Annotated in this window: 15 protein-coding genes and 1 tRNA gene; 3 read left to right on the top strand and 13 right to left on the bottom strand. The window is 66.6% G+C overall.

Features of this window, described 5'->3' with window-relative positions; all coding sequences use genetic code 11:
* The 4 genes from BW970_RS10570 to BW970_RS10585 are packed head-to-tail and all read right to left on the bottom strand — an operon-like array spanning position 1 to position 5735.
* Positions 1-1368, bottom strand: coding sequence for an FAD/NAD(P)-dependent oxidoreductase (locus BW970_RS10570; protein WP_076530988.1), 1368 nt, complete (start codon positions 1366-1368; stop codon positions 1-3).
* Complete coding sequence (locus tag BW970_RS10575; RefSeq protein WP_076530991.1) at positions 1365-1679, bottom strand: (2Fe-2S)-binding protein; 315 nt, start codon at positions 1677-1679, stop codon at positions 1365-1367. Before BW970_RS10575 ends, BW970_RS10570 begins: the two co-directional genes overlap by 4 nt.
* Positions 1676-3661 carry a hydantoinase B/oxoprolinase family protein gene (locus BW970_RS10580; protein ID WP_076530993.1) on the bottom strand — a complete coding sequence of 662 codons (1986 nt, stop codon included), beginning with the start codon at positions 3659-3661 and terminating at the stop codon, positions 1676-1678. Before BW970_RS10580 ends, BW970_RS10575 begins: the two co-directional genes overlap by 4 nt.
* 4 nt (positions 3662-3665) lie before the next feature.
* Positions 3666-5735, bottom strand: coding sequence for a hydantoinase/oxoprolinase family protein (locus BW970_RS10585; RefSeq protein WP_144038926.1), 2070 nt, complete (start codon positions 5733-5735; stop codon positions 3666-3668).
* A gap of 281 nt (positions 5736-6016) precedes the next feature.
* On the opposite strand from BW970_RS10585, the gene BW970_RS10590 reads away from it, so the two are divergent.
* Positions 6017-7129 (top strand): NAD(P)/FAD-dependent oxidoreductase, encoded by a 1113-nt coding sequence (locus BW970_RS10590; RefSeq protein ID WP_076530997.1) that lies wholly within the window; start codon positions 6017-6019, stop codon positions 7127-7129.
* A gap of 13 nt (positions 7130-7142) precedes the next feature.
* Here BW970_RS10590 and BW970_RS10595 read toward each other — a convergent pair whose 3' ends face one another.
* The 9 genes from BW970_RS10595 to BW970_RS10635 are packed head-to-tail and all read right to left on the bottom strand — an operon-like array spanning position 7143 to position 16287.
* Positions 7143-7943 carry an ABC transporter ATP-binding protein gene (locus tag BW970_RS10595; protein ID WP_076531000.1) on the bottom strand — a complete coding sequence of 267 codons (801 nt, stop codon included), beginning with the start codon at positions 7941-7943 and terminating at the stop codon, positions 7143-7145.
* Positions 7940-8926 (bottom strand): ABC transporter ATP-binding protein, encoded by a 987-nt coding sequence (locus BW970_RS10600; RefSeq protein WP_076531003.1) that lies wholly within the window; start codon positions 8924-8926, stop codon positions 7940-7942. Before BW970_RS10600 ends, BW970_RS10595 begins: the two co-directional genes overlap by 4 nt.
* Positions 8923-10479: a gamma-glutamyltransferase family protein gene (locus tag BW970_RS10605; protein WP_076531005.1), complete on the bottom strand. Its 1557-nt coding sequence runs from the start codon at positions 10477-10479 to the stop codon at positions 8923-8925. Before BW970_RS10605 ends, BW970_RS10600 begins: the two co-directional genes overlap by 4 nt.
* The gene (locus BW970_RS10610) at positions 10476-11357 is read right to left on the bottom strand and encodes a polysaccharide deacetylase family protein (RefSeq protein ID WP_076531008.1); all 882 of its coding nucleotides are present in this window, start codon (positions 11355-11357) and stop codon (positions 10476-10478) included. Before BW970_RS10610 ends, BW970_RS10605 begins: the two co-directional genes overlap by 4 nt.
* On the bottom strand, positions 11357-12157 hold the full coding sequence (locus BW970_RS10615; RefSeq protein WP_076531009.1) for an SDR family NAD(P)-dependent oxidoreductase: 801 nt from the start codon (positions 12155-12157) through the stop codon (positions 11357-11359). The genes BW970_RS10610 and BW970_RS10615 overlap by 1 nt, the downstream gene beginning before the upstream one ends.
* Before the next feature lie 21 nt (positions 12158-12178).
* The gene (locus tag BW970_RS10620; RefSeq protein ID WP_076531011.1) at positions 12179-13015 is read right to left on the bottom strand and encodes an ABC transporter permease; all 837 of its coding nucleotides are present in this window, start codon (positions 13013-13015) and stop codon (positions 12179-12181) included.
* Positions 13012-13938, bottom strand: coding sequence for an ABC transporter permease (locus BW970_RS10625; RefSeq protein ID WP_076531013.1), 927 nt, complete (start codon positions 13936-13938; stop codon positions 13012-13014). The genes BW970_RS10620 and BW970_RS10625 overlap by 4 nt, the downstream gene beginning before the upstream one ends.
* A 55-nt stretch (positions 13939-13993) precedes the next feature.
* On the bottom strand, positions 13994-15499 hold the full coding sequence (locus BW970_RS10630; protein WP_200799286.1) for an ABC transporter substrate-binding protein: 1506 nt from the start codon (positions 15497-15499) through the stop codon (positions 13994-13996).
* The gene (locus tag BW970_RS10635; RefSeq protein ID WP_076531016.1) at positions 15496-16287 is read right to left on the bottom strand and encodes a GntR family transcriptional regulator; all 792 of its coding nucleotides are present in this window, start codon (positions 16285-16287) and stop codon (positions 15496-15498) included. The genes BW970_RS10630 and BW970_RS10635 overlap by 4 nt, the downstream gene beginning before the upstream one ends.
* A gap of 181 nt (positions 16288-16468) precedes the next feature.
* On the opposite strand from BW970_RS10635, the gene BW970_RS10640 reads away from it, so the two are divergent.
* Positions 16469-16558 (top strand) — tRNA-Ser (locus tag BW970_RS10640).
* A 154-nt stretch (positions 16559-16712) separates the two neighbouring features.
* The coding region (locus BW970_RS21300; protein ID WP_327078236.1) for a DUF6538 domain-containing protein at positions 16713-16876 on the top strand (164 nt) is incomplete at its 3' end.

Below are 16876 nucleotides of genomic sequence, written 5' to 3' on the forward strand. Positions count from 1 at the left end.
TCAGCCTGACCCCCCGGACCGCGCCAAGGCACCCGCCAATACGGGCCGCACAGGCGCCTGATCGCGCAGGCGCCCCACCTGTGCGGGATCCGTGCCGGCATGGGCCGCGATCAGTTCCGCCGCCGCCAACTGGCAGAACCGGCCCTGGCAGCGCCCCATGCCGATACGTCCCAGCGACTTCACCCGGTTCGCATCGGCCCCGCCATGGTCCACCGTGGCGCGCAGCGTGCCCGCCGTGACACCTTCGCAGCGGCAGACCACAGCGGTATCTGGCAAACTGCGGACCATGGCCGCGGGCCAGGGAAAGGCGCGCGCCAGACCCTGGGCAAAGCGTTCCAGCCGGGCGAGCCGGGCCAGATCGGCGGCGATCTCGGGCGCGGGGCGGCCCATATCCGCCAGACAGGCGGCGGCGGCCAGACGACCCGCCACTTCTGCCCCGTCGGCCCCCAGAATGCGCAGGCCATCGCCCGCCAGATACACCCCCGGCCGCAACCGGCCCAGCCGGTCGGTGCGCGGCAGCCATTGGGCCCAGATTTCGCTATGGTCGAACTCTGCCCCGGCCAAGCCAGCCAACTGGGTTTCCGCCCGCAGATGCCACCCCATGCCCACCGTATCGCACAGGCTGCGCTTTCCCCGGCCAGAGGCACTGGACCAACGCACCGCGACCGGCCCTCGTACATCGGTCTCGATCTCGTGCAATGTCACGCCCGCATGATAGCGCCGCCCCAGCCGTGCGCGCATCGACAGCCCGCGCAGCGCAAGGGCAGGGCGCGCGAACATGGCAGGCAGGGCCGCGATCTGCGCCGACAGCGGGGCGGTGTCGAGCACCGCCTCGACCACAGCCCCGGCCCCGAGCATCTGATAGGCCACCAGCGTCAGCAGCGGCCCCGAACCCATCAGGACGACGCGCTGGCCCAATGCCACCCCCTGGGCCTTGAGCGCGATCTGCGTGGCGCCCAGGCTGTAGACGCCGGGGGCCTGCCAGCCGGGCACCGGGGCAAGCCGGTCGGTGGCGCCGGTTGCAAGGATCAACTGATCATGGGCGATCACCCGGCTGCCCTGCGGCCCCGTCACATGCGCCCCGGCGGTTGAAAATCCCAGGACCGCGCTTTGCGGCAGATGTTCCACCCGCCCTTCGGCCACCAGCCTGTCGAACACCCCATGCAGCGCGCGGGCCTTGGGGGCCTCGGGCCCGTAAAGCACCTCGGGCGGGCGGGTAAAGCCTTCGGGCGGGCGGCGGTAGATCTGGCCCCCGGCCCGCGCACCTTCATCCACCACGACCGGCCGCAGCCCGGCTGCCACCAGCGTTTCGGCTGCCCGAATGCCCGCAGGCCCCGCCCCGACGATCAGGATGCGCGGATCGGTCATGGCCAGCTCTCTGGTGGATGTGTCAGCAGGCGCATTCCTTCGGCAATCGGGGTGGAACAGCCGCGCAGGCGGGCGCCATCCTCTTGCCAGATCCAGCAATCCTGGCAGGCGCCCATCAGACAAAAACCTGCGCGCACTTCGGCCCCGAATTCCGACCAGCGCAGGACGGGGGCAACCGTCAGCACGGCGGTCAGCACGGTATCGCCCGCCATGCCGACCTGGGCCACGCCATCCAGCGTGAACGCCACAGAGGCGCGGCCCGTCTCGGCAAGGCGATGAATGCGGCCCTTGGTCGGAAGCGGTGTGATCATTCGGCAGCCTCTTGCAGGAACCCGGACGGGGCGGGCATATCGGGAAAGCGCGCGCGCACTTCGGCAAAAGCCAGTTCCACGCCCTTGGCCCCAGAACGCCCGGCCATGCGGCGGAATATCTCCGTCTTGGCAAAGAAACGCCAGTGGATCGGCAGGCCGCCCAGAATTTCGGTCAGCAGATCATAGGCGGCGGGTGTCCATTGCGTCTCATAGCCCTCGCGCTCGGGGCCGTAGTGAAAGGGCTGTGTCGCGGGGGGCATCGTGGCGCGCAGCGCCGCCGTTGCCGCCTCGTCCACCACGCCATCCACGATCACCACGCCATAGTCGCGCGCCGCGGCCGGGACAGAGACATAGCCACGCGCCACGTCCTGCGCCACGCGCCACAGCTCGCGCTGAAGCGGATCGCCGCGCCCGCCGCCCCCGGCCGAGCGCACTTCAAGCACATCGCCGGGTTGCAGCACCGCCGTATCCACATTGCCCAGCCGCCGGGCCCGGTCGGTGCCGGGGTTCAGCCACATGTCGGACAGCCCCGCCGCCCGCCCGCCTAGCGCGCCCCAGGGACGAAAGAACGAACGGTCGCGGTTGCGCGCGGTGATCCGGCTGTCGGGGGCAAAGACGCGAAACGCCATTTCCGTCGCCAGCCCGCCACGCCAGCGGCCCGCCCCCCCGGTGTCCTGCGCCAGCGCATATTTCACGAATTCGACCGGCGTCTCGGTCTCGGTGATCTCGATGGGGGTGTTCTTGAGATAGGCCGCATCGGCACCCGACCCGTTGGTGCCATCGCGGTGTGGCATTCCGCCACCGCCGCCGACCACCGGGTTCACCGCCGCAATGATGCTGCGCCCCCGCGCATCGGTCGTCATCACATTGACGATGCAATTGTTGCCCGCAGGGGCCGCAGGCAGCCGGTCGGGCAGCGCCTGCACAAAGCCGCCAAAGATCACCGAACGCAGCCGGGCGCAGGTCAATGACCGCATCCCCACGGCCGCCGGACTGACCGGATTCAGCACCGATCCCTGCGGCGCGATGCAGGTAAAGGGCCGCGTCAGGCCGGTGTTCAGCAGGATCCGGGGGTTGAGCGTATAGAGAATGTAGTAGATCGCCACCAGCAACACCGAATGCCGCGGATCGCCCCCCGTCGGCACGTTCAACGATGACCCAAGCTGCGGATCCGACCCGGTAAAATCCAGCACCGCACTATCGCCGGCGATGGTCAGCTTCAGCTTCAACCGACAGGGATTGGCCTCGACCGAATCCTCGTCGGCGTAATCGGTGAAGTCCCATGTGCCATCGGGAATCGCGCGCAGCACGTCGCGCGCCTGCGCCTCGGCATGGTCCAGCAACTGGTCCACGCCTGCCAGGAACGCCGCCTTGCCGAACTTTTCCACCATGGCCAGGATCTTGCGCTCTCCGGTGGTCAGGGCCCCGACCATCGCCTTGATATCGCCCATGTTCAGATCGGGCTTGCGCACGTTGGTGGACATGATGCGCAGGATCTGGTCGTCATAGACCCCTTCGTTCATGATCTTCATGGGTGGAAAGCGGATGCCTTCCTGATGGATTTCCGTCAACGCCCGCGACAGCGAGGCAGGCACCGCACCCCCCATATCGGTGTTATGGATATGCCCGCCGGTAAAGGCGATAAGCTCGCCCTCATGGAACACCGGCTTCCACAGCACGGTATCGGGCGTGTGGGTCGCCACAAAGCTGGAATAGGCATCGTTGGTAAAGGCCACATCGCCGGGTTTGTAGTCGGCAATCTGGTCGATGGCGCGGCCAAAGGTCAGGCCGGCATACCAGGTGGCGCCCAGATCCATCGGCACGGCAAAAGTTTCGCCCCGCCGGTTCAGCAGCATGACCGTAAAGTCCTCGGTCTCCTTGACAAACGCGGAATGGGCGGTGCGTTGCAGGGTGTAGCCCATGTTCTCGGCGGCGGCCCGCGCATGGTTGGCCAGCACCTGAAGGTTCATCCGGTCGAACATCGGCTCACTCCCCAAAGGTCAGATACAGGTTCAGATGCCGGTCGACATGCGCCCGCGCCCCGGCCGGAATGGCCAGGGTGGTGTCATCCTGCGCCACGACGGCGGGGCCGGAGAATACCGCACCCGGCCCCAGATCGCGGCGGCGATACAGCCCGATGGGTTGCACGCGGCCCCCGGTATGCACCGGCACATCGCGCCGGGGCCTTGCCTGCACCGCCACCTCCTCGGCCTCGGGAAACCGCAGGGCCGGACCCGCCCCGATAGCGGACAGGCGCAGGTTCACCAACTCGATCTCCCCTGCCGCGTCGTGAAAATCATACAGCCGGTCGTGCATGTCGTGAAACGCGGCGGCCATGCCCGACAGGTTCCCCTCGGCAATCCAGCCGGGCTGCAAGGGCACCTCGATCTCGTAGCTTTGCCCGGCATAGCGCATATCGGCCGACAGGCGCAGATCGGCGCCGCCGCGATGGCCCTGCGCGGCCAGCCAGCCCCGGCCCTCGTCCATCAGCCCGTCCATCGCGGCGCGCAACAGGGGGGCGGTGGCACTGTCCAGCGGGGCAAAGATCGTACGGATGAAATCGCCGCGCAGATCGGCAACCAAACCGCCAAGCGCCGACACCACACCGGGGCGACGCGGCGCCATCACGCGGCGCATCCCCATTTCCTGCGCCAAAAAGGCCCCCAGCATTGGCCCGCCGCCACCAAACGGCATCAGGGTGAACTCCCGCAGGTCAACGCCAGCGCGCGAAGCAAGCTTTTCCACCTCGACGAACATCTCTGAAATCGCAATGTCCAGAATGGCTTGCGCGGTCTCTTGCAGGGGCCGGGCCAAGCGCCGGGCCAATTCGCCCACCGCGCGTTCGGCCAGCGCCCTGTCCATCTGCAACTGGCCATAGGCCATCTGACTGTGCCCCAGCCAGCCACAGACAACCATCGCATCCGTCACGGTCGCCTGCGTGCCGCCCCGACCATAGCAAGCGGGCCCCGGCGTCGATCCTGCCGAGTCCGGCCCGACGCGCAGCACACCGCGCTCGTCCACCTGCGCGATGGACCCGCCGCCGATCCCGATGGAACTGACCGAGACCGAAGGGATAAACAGCGGAAACTCCCCGATCAGCTCACCCGTGCCGAACTGCGGCTCTCCGTCGATGATCAACGCGAAATCAGCCGAGGTGCCGCCGATATCCAGCGTCAGCACCCGTGTCTCGCCAGCCTGACGCGCCAGCCAGGCGGCACCGATCACCCCCGATGCCGTGCCCGACAACAACATGTTGACGCAGGACCGCTTGCCTTCGGCGGCATTCATCAACCCGCCGTTGGATTTGGTCAGCATCGGCCGCGCAGGAACGCCCTGCCCCGCCAGCCTGTGCTCCAGCGCCGTCAGATACCCCGCCACCCTGGGGTGAACATATCCGTTCAGGATTGCCGTTGTCGTCCGCTCGTACTCGCGGATCACCGGCCAGACCTCGGAAGAGGTAAAGACGAACATGTCAGGCGCGATCCGCGCGATTTCCTCCTTTACCGCAGCCTCTTGCGACCCATCGCGCCAGGCATGAAGCAGGGACACGATGATGCCCTGCGCCCCGCGCGCCCGTGCGCTGGCAACGGCACCGGCCAGCGCGGCCATGTCGGGTGCCACCGTCTCCCGGCCATCCGCCCGCAGGCGGGCCGGCATCCCGAACACCCGGTCGCGCGGGATCAGTTGCTCCGGCCGGGCGCAGAACAGCGAATAGACTTCGGGCATCCGCAGGCGGGCCAGTTCGATCACATCCTCGAACCCCGCGTTGGTGATCAGCGCCAGATCCACACCCCGCCGCTGGATGATCGTATTGATCCCCACCGTCGTGCCATGGACAAACCGGCTGACCTGCGCGGGATCCAGCCCTTCGCGTTCGATCAGCAGGGAAAGGCCGGTCAGCAGTTCGGCACCGGGATCGTCCGGCGTGGTCAAAACCTTGAGCGACGCAACCCGCCCTGTCCGGGTCTCCAGCGCGCAGAAATCCATGAAGGTTCCGCCGATATCGACACCGATCTTCCAGTCGGCCTCTGCCGTGACTCTGGCCGTAGGGGTCATCGCGCCGTCCATTCCATGCCCTTTCGAAACTCCGCCCCGACGCTGGCATGTCAGGACCGGAGGGGTCCAAGTCACAAACGGCGCCCCGACATAAGCATTGCTTATGCAGGCGCCGACCGGGCCCGTCGCGCGCCTCGTCGCTGGTCCCACCCGAAGCATCCGGCAGCGGCAACCGGCGCCAGCGGCATAGGTGCACCTTATGGCCGGGCTGCGATCCAGTCCTTGCCTCTGGCCGCGCCCGCGATCAGGCTGGCGGCGAGAAACGAACCGGCGAGGGCAGGATGAGCGCAATCGTGATCGGCGGCGGGCTGATGGGCAGCGCCAGCGCCTTTTTCCTGGCCCGCCGGGGGGTGCGCGTCACCCTGCTGGAACGCAACCGCATCGGAACCGGGGCGACCGTCGCCTCGTTCGGCAACATCCGGCGCACGGGACGGTTCCTGCCGCAGATGCCGCTGGCGCATCATTCGCGCGCGCTGTGGGCCGAAGCCGAGGCGCTGCTGGGCCGCGACGTCGAGTTTCGCGCGACCGGCCATCTCCGGCTGATCTTTGGCGACAAGGGCCTGGCCGACATGCGCCGCTTTCGCCAAGCGGCCCAGCCCTGGGGGCTGGACATCGAGGAACTGGACGCGGCGCAGGTGCACCGCCGCTTTCCCGGCCTTGGGCCCGGCGCCATTGGTGCCTCGTTCTCCCCCCATGACGGCAGCGGCAACCCGCGGCTGATCTCGCCCGCCTTTGCGACTGCCGCTGCCCGGCTGGGCGCAAATGTGGTCGAGGGGGCCGAGGTGCTGGACATCGCCGTCACCGATGCCGGCTTCCGGGTGCAGACCGCCCGCGGCAGTTTCACCGCGGCGCAGGTGCTGAACGCGGCCGGTGCGTGGGGTGGACGCCTTGCGGAACGGTTTGGCGAAAGGGTGCCGATCCGGCCGCATGGTCCACAGATGGGTGTCACCGAACCCCTGCCCCACCGCATCCTGCCCGTGGTCGGGGTCTGGGCCGAAACCGGGCACGGCGGCTATCTGCGGCAGGTGGAACGCGGCAACATCGTCTTTGGCGGCGGTGTGGCACGCACCGATGTGGATCTGGAGACCGGCCACGCGCAGTATGACCTTGCCGGTCTGCCCGCACAGCTTGCCAGCCTGATCCCGCTGTTCCCGGCGCTGGCCGGGGTCGCGGTGATCCGCACCTGGTCGGGCTGCGAAGGATATGTCGCCGATGACCTGCCGGTGATGGGTGCCTCTGCCACCACGCCGGGGCTGTTCCACGCCTTTGGCTTTTGCGGCCACGGCTTCCAGCTCGGGCCGGGCGTCGGCGATGTGATGGCCGAGATGATGGCCACCGGGCGGGGCCTGGTGCCACTCGACCCGTTCCGCATCGACCGCTTTCCGACAGGCTGAGCCACGCAAACGTTCAGCGGCGCACCTCGGGGCGCGGGACTGCTGCCAGCAGGCGCTGTGTGTAGGGGTCGCGGGTGGCTGCGAACAACTGGTCTGTAGGCCCCGCCTCGACGACACGGCCCCGGTGCATGACGACGATCTCGTCAGAGATATGGCGGACGACCGACAGATCATGGCTGATGAACAGATAGGCCAAGCCCAGCCGCGCCTGCAATGCCAGCAGCAGGTTCAGGATCTGCGACTGGATCGAGACATCCAGCGCCGAGACCGCCTCGTCACAGACGATGACTTCGGGGTTCAGCGCCAATGCACGGGCTATGACGATACGCTGTTTCTGGCCGCCGGAAAATTCGCGCGGCAGCCGGTCAAGCGCCGAGGCAGGCAGGCCCACCAGATCCAGCAGTTCCTGCACGCGCGCCGCGCGGCTGGCAGCGGTGCCGATGCGGTGGATTTCCAGCGGTTCGGCAATGCAATCGCGCACCCTCATGCGCGGATTCAGCGCCGAGGCCGGATCCTGGAACACGATCTGCAACCGCCGCGTCACGGCCCGCGCCTCGGCGGCGGTCATGGTAGCGCGGTCCTTGCCGTCAATCAGCACCTGACCGGCGGTCGGCGTTTCCATTCCCATCACCGCATAGCCGGTGGTGGATTTTCCGCTGCCGGATTCACCCACGATGGCCACCGTGCGACCGGGGTAAAGGTCAAAGCTGACACCATCCACCGCGCGAACGTGGTCGGTCACACGCCCCAGCACGCCGCCCCGGATCGGGAAATGCACCTTCAGGTCACGGACAGAAACAATGGGGGTGGTCATGGCGCAAGCTCCGTCTCGATCCGGTCGCGGTTCCAGCAGGCGCTGGCATGGCCGGGACTGCCCGAAGGTTCCAGCAGAGGCACCGCGCTGCGGCACTGCTCGGTGGCCAGCGGGCAGCGAGTGTTGAACCGGCACCCCTTTGGCCAGCTCCGAATATCGGGCACAGCGCCGGGAATGGCAGGCAGCGGCACCTTGCGCGTGCCATCCAGCCGGGGGATCGTGCGCAGGAGCATAGTGGTATAGGGGTGGCGCGGCCGGGCGAACACCTGCGCCACCGGCCCGGTTTCCACCACGCGCCCGGCATACATCACCGCCACACGGTCGGCGCTTTCGGCCACCACGCCCATGTCATGGGTGATCAGCATCACCGCCGCCCCGGTGTCGTGCCGCATCTTGGCCATCAGGTCCAGAATCTGCTTCTGGATCGTCACGTCCAGTGCCGTGGTCGGTTCATCGGCGATCAGCAGAACGGGGCGGCGGATCATCGTCATGGCAATCATGATCCGCTGGCACATGCCGCCCGAAAGTTCGAACGGATACTGCCGCGCCCGCAACTCGGGCCGGTCAATGCCCACACGCTCCAGCATCTCCAGCATCCGGGGCTGCACCTCGGCTGTGGGAACCGCACCGTCCAGCGCCAGCGCCTCGGCGATCTGTTTGCCGACGGGCATCAACGGATCCAACGAGGCGACGGGCTCCTGAAAGATCATGCCGATCCGCGCCCCGCGCAATCCGTTCATCCGGCGTTCCGGCAGCGTGTCGATCCGCGCGCCTTCCAGCATCACCTGCCCGGTGGTCTGGCGCGCGACATCAGGCAGCAAGCGGATGATGCCCAGCGAGGCCATGCTTTTGCCGCAGCCGGATTCACCGACCACGGCCAGCGTCTCGCCCGCCGCAATGTCGAATGTCACGCCATCGACCACCGGCTGTCCGGCGATCTCAACGCGCAGATCCTGCACCGACAGGACGGGCGGGGTGGTCATGGTGTGGCCTCCTCGGCGGGAACGGCGGCAGACCAGGGGTGATTGGGATGCACCATGCCGTGCAGCGTACCATCGGGGCGGCGTTCCACCGCGCTGGGTATGGCGAACTGCACCGGATACAGCAGGTCATCCACCAGTTCGACATCATGCGCACGACCGATCAGCCCGGCAGTGCCATCGGGCAGGCGGCGGTCCAGCACGATCCGCGGCCCCGAAGCATCCAGCCGCGGATGCGACAGCGCCTGGCCCAGATCCATCCGATGCAGCAGACGATAGGCCAGCAGTTGCACCAGCGCGGGCATGATCTGCCGCCCGCCCGCCGCCCCGATGGCCAGCGTCCCGCCCTGCGACAGTTCGGCCACCACCGGGCACATGTTGGCCAGCGGCTGGGCGCCGGGCGCCATCGAATTGGGCTGGCCGGGGCGCGGATCGAACCACATCATACCGTTGTTCAGCAACATGCCGGTGCGCGCTCCCGTCACCTTGGAGCCAAAGCGCGACAACAGCGTATTGGTCAGCGATACTGCATTGCCGTGCCGGTCGATCACGCTGACATGCGTGGTGCAGCCGGGGTCGATGCCCGCCCGCGAGGCGGCATGGCCCGCAGTATTGAGGCGCGTGGCATAGGCCGCCCGGATCGCATCGGCCACCTGGGCGTGATGGCGCGCATCGGCACGGTCGTTTGCCCCGATCCGCCCCAGCGCATCCAGCAGCGCAGGCCCTCCCGACAGGCCCGGCATGGCCAGGATCCGCGCGCCCGCCCAGTCGAGTTCCAGCGGCACCCCCCAGCTTGGCCGATAGACGGCCAGATCTTCCAGCGTCATGCGACCGCCCAGGTCGGCCATGTCAGCGATCAGATCGCGCGCGATCTGGCCGGTATAGAAATCTGCCGCCCCCGCCAGCGCCAAGCGGCGCAGCGTTGCAGGCTTGGCGCCCAGCGGCAGGCGCACCTCGGCCCCCGTCCCGCCAACGGCGGGCGCGCGGCCATCGCGCAGCAGCATCGCCGCAGACACCGGATCGGTCAGCAGGTTGGGCGCGTCAATCGACAGGCACAGATTGGTGAACCAATCCACCATCAGGCCCTTGTCAGCCTCTGCAATCGCGGGGTCCAGCGCCTCGGCCCAACTGATCGTGCCATGGGTCGCCAACGCCTCTGACAAGCCGGCGATGGCGCCGGGCACACAGATGGAATGCACGCCGATCAGATTGCGCTGACCTTCGACCTGAGGCCAGTCGAACCAGTCGCCATCCTTGCCGGGCACCAGCGGATAATCTTGCGGATTCAGCCCCAGCGGCGCCCGCATCGCAAAATCCAGCGACCGCGCCTGCCCCGTCGCGCCATCGCGCCAGATCAGAAAACCACCGCCGCCAATGCCGCTGAGCCAGGGCTCGACCACCGACAACACCAGCGCCGTGGTGACAGCCGCGTCCATCGCATTGCCGCCACGCGCCAGCACGGCGGCCCCCGCCTGTGCCGCGACCTTGTGCTGCGCGGCAACCATGCCACCCGCGCCCTGCGCCATGACCTTGCCGGGAGTCCAGGTAGAGGTCATGCAATCGGTCCTTTCGGCAGATGGGCAGCCAGATCTTCGAGCCCGGAATGGGCGACAAAACGCCCGGAATTGGTGGCGCGGTGCCAGTCGGCAATCTGAGCAGCGGTGGCGGCCCAGACATCCGCCTGCGCCGCGATATGTGACAACAGACGCTCCAGCATGGCGACCCGCTGCGCGCGGCCAGAAATCCAGGGATGCACCGTCACCATGAACAACTGGCCATGGTGGCGGCCCGCCTCGAATTCATCCAGCCAGCCCTGCCCCACCTGCGCAGCAGGCACGGGGGGCCATTTGTCGGCGCCGCCACCAAAGAACTTGAAATAGATCGCATCGTCGATCTGCCACTGCACCGGAATCTCGGTCATGCCGTCGATGTCATAGGGATGATCCCAACCCATCAGCGAGCTGTCATAGCCGATCCCCCGCACCATCAATGCCGCCAGCATCCCCGGTGTCATTTCCCATGCTGGCGAGCGAAACCCGACCGGGCGCAACCCGACCTGGGCGTGGAACACCTCCAGCGCGCGGTCGAGCGCGGCCTCGAACATCTCTTGCGGGCACTCGGCCACCAGCTCGTGCAGATGACCATGCAGGCCCACCTCGTGCCCCCGCCCGACCAGCGCGGGCAGGATCTCGGGGTGCAGTTCCGCCACGACCGATGGCACGTAGAAGCTGCCGCGAATTCCCACCCGGTCCAGCATGTCCAGAATGCGCCACAGTCCTTCACGCGGGCCAAAGCGGCGCTGTTCCAACTGGCCCAGCGTCGGCGGCAGCCCGGCGCGGTGCTGCCACAGCCAGGGCGCCTCGGCATCGACATCCACGCTGAAACACAGCGCGGACCGTTTGCCCTCGGGCCAAGTATACGCAGGCCGGTCCATCACAGCGCCTTTTTCTTGTCCTGATGCACAAGGATGGTGCCGGCCGAATTGCCGCCGTCCACCGACAGCGTGGCGCCGGTGACATAACTGGCCAGATCGGAGGCGAGGAACAGGATGGAGGCTGTCGCATCCTCATAGCGCGAGGCGCGGCCCAGCGGGATCGCCGCCGTGGTCGCCTTGACATGCGCCTCGGACAGCGGGCTGGCCTTGCTACCTGCGGCAAAGCCGGGCTCCACCGCATTACAGCGGATGCCGTATTCGGCCAGTTCGACCGCAAAGCCCTTGGTCAGCCGGTCCAGCGCGGATTTCGAGATGGAATAGGGCGCGGCGGTCGTGCGCATCTTGCGCGAGGCGCCGGACGAGATCATCACGATATTGCCCCTGACCTGCTGGCGGACCATCTGCGTGGCGATCCCGCGTGTCAGCAGGAAAGGTGCGCGCAGGTTGATGTCAAAGATCCGGTCCCATTCCGCCGCATCCACATCCAGCAGGAACCCGCTGGGATAGACAGCAGCGTTGTTGACCAGAATATCCGCCGCCCCCCATTCGCGGCCCACCGTTGCAACCAGATCGTCGATGCTGCCAGCATCCGTCAACTCGGTCCGATGGGTCAGCGCCGGGCGCGACAAGGTGGTGGCCAGTTCGGCCGTCGCCGCCTCGTCCCGGTCGGACAGCAGCAGCGTGGCCCCGGCGGCGTCGAACGCCTCGCAGATCCAGCGGCCAAAGACACCGGCGGCGCCGGTCACGATAACCTTCTTGCCGGTAAAGTCGGATCCGGGCAGCGGATTGGGTTTGGTCATGGCTTTGGCCCTTTCAACAGGTTAGCGGCGCCCTTCGACCACGTCGCGGACATGATCGCCCAGCACGTTGACCGACAGGATCAGAAGAAACAGAAAGACACCGGGGAATACCGCGATCCACCAGGCCGTGGTCACGTAGCTACGGCCCGCCGACAGGATGGCGCCCCAGCTTGGGGTTGGCGGCTGTACCCCCAGCCCCAGAAAGGACAACCCCGCCTCAAACAGCACCATCAGGCCGAATTCCAGCGTGACGACCACCATGATCGGACCGATGATATTGGGCAGGATATGCCGGATCAGCACCCGCGCCGTCGAGGCCCCCATGAACCGCGACAGTCGCACATAAGGCAGGTTCAACAGGCCCAGGGTCTGGCCATAGGCCACACGGGCGTAGCGCGGCCAGCGGGTAAAGGCCAGAACGGCCACCACATTCACCAGTCCCGGCCCCATGATCGCCACGGTGATGATCGCCAGCAGGATCGCGGGCACCGACAGCACGATATCCACCACCCGCATGATGATCATGCCGACAACGCCGCGATACCAACCCGCGATCATCCCCAATGCCGTACCAAAGATGCCCGAGACAATCACCGACAGCGCCGCCACCATCAGCGACACCCGCGCCCCATGGATCAGCCGCGACAGCAGATCCCGCCCCAGCTCGTCCGAGCCAAGCAGATAGGTGACGCCGCGCGCCTCGGTCCCCGGCGCCTTCAACCGGCCCAGCAGGTTCTGCACATTCGGATCGCGCGGCGCGATCCAGGGCGCCAGAACGGCGGCCACCACCAGCACCACGACAATGCCAAAGAACAGCCACAGCCGTGGGGGCAACCAGCGTTTCAGAGTTGCGGTCATTTCCCGCCCTCCAGCCGGATGCGCGGATCGACGGCGCTGTACAGCAGATCGGCCGCCAGGTTCAGAAAGATCGACACAAAGGCCCCCAGCAGCACCACCGCCTGCACGATGGGAAAGTCGCGCGCCGCGATGGATTGCATGGTCAACTGCCCCAGACCCGGCCAGGCAAACACCGTTTCCACGATCACCGCGCCCGACAGCAGGTTGGCGATTTCCAGCGCCGCAATCGAAATCACCGGAATCGCCCCGTTGCGCAGCACATGACGGATGACCACACGCGCCATCGGCAGGCCCTTGGCGCGGGCCGCCCGCACATAGGGCTTGGACAGCTCGTCCAGCACCGCCGTCCGCGCCACGCGGGCAAAGGTGGCCATCGACAGCAGCGACAGGCAGATCGCCGGCAGGATCACGCTGGACACCTGACGCGCGCCCGATGACGGCAGCCAGCCCAGCCACACGGCAAAGACCAGGATCAACAGGATCCCGCTCCAGAATGTCGGCAGGCTTTGCCCCGCCAGCACGAACCCCATGCCGACGCGCGACAGCGGATGGTCGCGCCGCACCGCCATGAACACGCCCAGCGGCACCCCCATTCCCAGCGCCAGCACAAGCGAAGCTGCCGCGAGCCGGATCGTATAGGGCAGCCGCGAGGCAACGATATCCACCACCGGCACGTTCTGCACGATGGACTGGCCGAAATCCAACCGCATCAGCCCGGCCATGTAGTCGGTGAACTGCGCCATTACCGGCCGGTCAAACCCCAACTGCCTGCGCAGGGCGTCAACAGCCTCTTGCGTGGCCCCCTCGGGCACCATCAACAGCACCGGGTCGCCGGTGAGCCGTTGCAGGAAAAAGATCAGGGCCGTAACGCCCAGCAAGGAGACCGCGGCCTGCAACAGACGGCGGATCAGGAACGCGCTCATGCCATGGGCTCCGGTCAAAGGGGCGCGCGCCCGGTCAGGGGCGCGCGCGGGCCGGTCAGTCGGACCAGCTCATACGGTTGATGAACAGGCTTTCATTCGGTGTGGGCTGCCATTGCAGGTTGTCGCTTGCGCCATAGATGATCGCGGCCTGATAGAGCGGCACCTGCGAGACATTGTCGCGAATCCACTCCTGCACCTTGCGGTAATCCTCCAGCCGCTTGGCCGGATCCAGCTCGCCACGGGCGGACTCCAGCACCGCATCCAGTTCCGTGTTGCGCACCCGCGACCAACTGCTGGACGAATGCAACAGCGGATAGACCACGCCATCGGCATCCTGACAGGCGCAGGACCAGCGGCCGAACGACATGTCGGGGCTTTGGGCCGGATCGCTCTGCACCTTCTTCAGATAGGTGGCCATGTCGGTCAGCTCGATCTCTACGTTCAGGCCAACATCTGTCAGCATCTGTTGCAGGGCCTGAACGATCCGCTGATCAAACACCGGCGAGGTGGCAAAGGACAGCGTGCGCTTGGCGGGCTCGCCGACCTCGGCAATCAGCGCGCGGGCCTTGTCTGGGTCATAGGCAACGCCTTCGAACCCTTCGACCCAGCCGACATGGGCAGGGGTCAGCAACTGGCCGACCGGCTGGTCATAGCCGCCCAGCAAGCCCTCGACGATCAACTCGCGGTCAATCGCATGGGCCATCGCCTGACGCAGTCGCAAATCGTCCAGCCCCGGCTTGGCACCGTTCACTGCCAGATAGGCCACCCGTTCGGTCAACGCCGACCGCGGGCCGACACCATCGGCCGCATCAAGCTGCATGGCCAGATCCGGATCCATCGTCACCACCAGATCCGAGGCGCCCGACACCAGGTTCGCCACGCGGGTCGAGGCATCGGGCACCGCACGGAACACGGCAGCGGGGAAGCTGCCCTTCTGGCCCCAGTAATCCTCGTTCACCGCCAGCCGCACTTCGACGCCGCGATCCCAGCCATCAAACTTGTAAGGGCCCGACCCGACCGGCGCCTGATTGAACGCCTCTTTTCCCACAGCTTCCACTACGGCCTTGGGCACGATCGACAGTTTGACCAACTGCCCCATCAGTGCCGGATAAGGCGCGCGGGTTGTCAGCTTGACCTTGTTGCCATCCAGCACTTCGGCGCTGGTGATCGTTGCGAACTGCGACAACTGCGGCGACCCGAAGTCCTTGTCGGTGATCCGCTGCACCGAAAACACCACATCTTCGGGCGTCAGCGCGGACCCGTCGTGGAATTTCACGTCGTCCCGGATGGTGAACACGATTTCCGTGGGCGAAAGCTGGATCCATTCGGTTGCGATCTGCGGCACGATATTCCCGTCATCATCCCGCGTCAGCAGATTGTCGAAGATGTTGCGGTAGACGTAATAGCTGTCCGGGTTCCATTGCAGATGCGGATCAAGCGAGCTGGGTTCGTTCACCAGATCAATGGTCAGGCGGTTGGCATCGGCCCAGACGGCCGGGGCGGTCAGCGCGGAGGACGCGGCAAGTGCCGCCGCTAGCATGGTGCGATGAATGCGTCTCACGTCTGGTCTCCTTGTTGGGGGGGTCTTTGTTGTTTTGAAGGGTCGGCGGCAGCGGCCCGGCCATCGGCCGGTCTTGGCGCGGCCTGTCGCGCAGATACGGGGGCGATCTGCACCTCGCTGCGGCTCAGGGCACGGGCGCAACGATCTGCGAAATCACGACGCATATCGTGCAGGAGTGTCGCGGCCCCCCGCGCATCGCCCTGCGCAAGCGACCGGGCCAGATCGACCACCGGCAACGGCGGACGGTCGATCCCGAAGCGGAGGTCAAGAAACCGATCGGCCCGCATCGACAGATCCCAGGTATCGGCCAACCAGGCACGCAAACGCGGGGCGGCCATTGTCCGAGCGCACAGGGCCAGGATTTCGCGTTCCTGATGAAACAACGCCGCCGGCGTCAGATTGACTAGGCTGCCCTGATGGATGTCTGCCCGCTGCGTCAACTCGGCCCTGAGAGGCGCCGGAGGGAGTTGCCCGGCCAGCGCCGGTTCCAGGCAATCGCGTGCAGCGCGCAAGTCGGCCAGATGCTCGGCCGACATGGGCAGAACGCGCCACCCCTTGCGCCCCTCTGCCGCGACCCAGCCGGTTGCCGCAAACCGCGCCAGCGCGCTGCGAGTCGCCGCAAGCCCAACCGCGAAACGCTGGTTCAGTTCCACCTCCGAGACCAGGGCACCGGGGGCAGGATCCCCCGCCACGATAGCGTCACCGAGCAACGTCAGCGCCAGAGACGAGAGGCTTTCTTCACGCCGCGGGCGCGTCGAGATGGCGAAGGGGGAATTCTTGTCCAGCATGTCGAGACGCTAGAACTGATGCTTCAACATGTCAATTTGAAACAGTAACATGTTGATCGCCCGATCCCGCAGCCACCCTTGCACCTGCCGCAAGCCTCCACCCGCGCCGAAAACTATTTCGCCCACCCCATGCGCCAGACAACTTGCAAAGCCGAACAGCCACGCATATGACGTCCGTAACGGACAGTTGGCCGAGTGGTCGAAGGCGCACGCCTGGAAAGTGTGTAGGCGGGGAACCGTCTCGAGGGTTCGAATCCCTCACTGTCCGCCACCTTCATTTCACCTAACATCTTGTTTTCCTTCGATAATTTCGGGGCTTTCGCCTTGTTGCTTAGGGGCTTCCGCCCAATTTGATGCACATATTGGCGCACAATTTGCAGCATAATGCGCTTGCGGAACGGTGTGAAGATCGTCACAAAGGCGCCATGAGCATCCTCAGACGCAACCAGACATTCCACCTGCGCCGCCGCGTCCCGCGTCGTTACCGCGACGTTGAGCAGCGCGAGATGATCCTGATCAGCCTGCACACCGATTCCGAGAGTGTGGCGAAGACCAAGGCCGATCAGGTCTGGCAGGAACTGATCGAGGC

Source organism: Gemmobacter megaterium, assembly GCF_900156815.1.
GTDB lineage: Bacteria > Pseudomonadota > Alphaproteobacteria > Rhodobacterales > Rhodobacteraceae > Wagnerdoeblera > Wagnerdoeblera megaterium.

Excerpts from the sequence above, each read along its gene's own strand:
- BW970_RS10570 (WP_076530988.1), bottom strand. The coding sequence starts at position 1,368 with ATGACCGATCCGCGCATCCTGATCGTCGGGGCGGGGCCTGCGGGCATT.
- BW970_RS10575 (WP_076530991.1), bottom strand. The coding sequence starts at position 1,679 with ATGATCACACCGCTTCCGACCAAGGGCCGCATTCATCGCCTTGCCGAG.
- BW970_RS10580 (WP_076530993.1), bottom strand. The coding sequence starts at position 3,661 with ATGTTCGACCGGATGAACCTTCAGGTGCTGGCCAACCATGCGCGGGCC.
- BW970_RS10585 (WP_144038926.1), bottom strand. The coding sequence starts at position 5,735 with ATGACCCCTACGGCCAGAGTCACGGCAGAGGCCGACTGGAAGATCGGT.
- BW970_RS10590 (WP_076530997.1), top strand. The coding sequence starts at position 6,017 with ATGAGCGCAATCGTGATCGGCGGCGGGCTGATGGGCAGCGCCAGCGCC.
- BW970_RS10595 (WP_076531000.1), bottom strand. The coding sequence starts at position 7,943 with ATGACCACCCCCATTGTTTCTGTCCGTGACCTGAAGGTGCATTTCCCG.
- BW970_RS10600 (WP_076531003.1), bottom strand. The coding sequence starts at position 8,926 with ATGACCACCCCGCCCGTCCTGTCGGTGCAGGATCTGCGCGTTGAGATC.
- BW970_RS10605 (WP_076531005.1), bottom strand. The coding sequence starts at position 10,479 with ATGACCTCTACCTGGACTCCCGGCAAGGTCATGGCGCAGGGCGCGGGT.
- BW970_RS10610 (WP_076531008.1), bottom strand. The coding sequence starts at position 11,357 with ATGGACCGGCCTGCGTATACTTGGCCCGAGGGCAAACGGTCCGCGCTG.
- BW970_RS10615 (WP_076531009.1), bottom strand. The coding sequence starts at position 12,157 with ATGACCAAACCCAATCCGCTGCCCGGATCCGACTTTACCGGCAAGAAG.
- BW970_RS10620 (WP_076531011.1), bottom strand. The coding sequence starts at position 13,015 with ATGACCGCAACTCTGAAACGCTGGTTGCCCCCACGGCTGTGGCTGTTC.
- BW970_RS10625 (WP_076531013.1), bottom strand. The coding sequence starts at position 13,938 with ATGAGCGCGTTCCTGATCCGCCGTCTGTTGCAGGCCGCGGTCTCCTTG.
- BW970_RS10635 (WP_076531016.1), bottom strand. The coding sequence starts at position 16,287 with ATGCTGGACAAGAATTCCCCCTTCGCCATCTCGACGCGCCCGCGGCGT.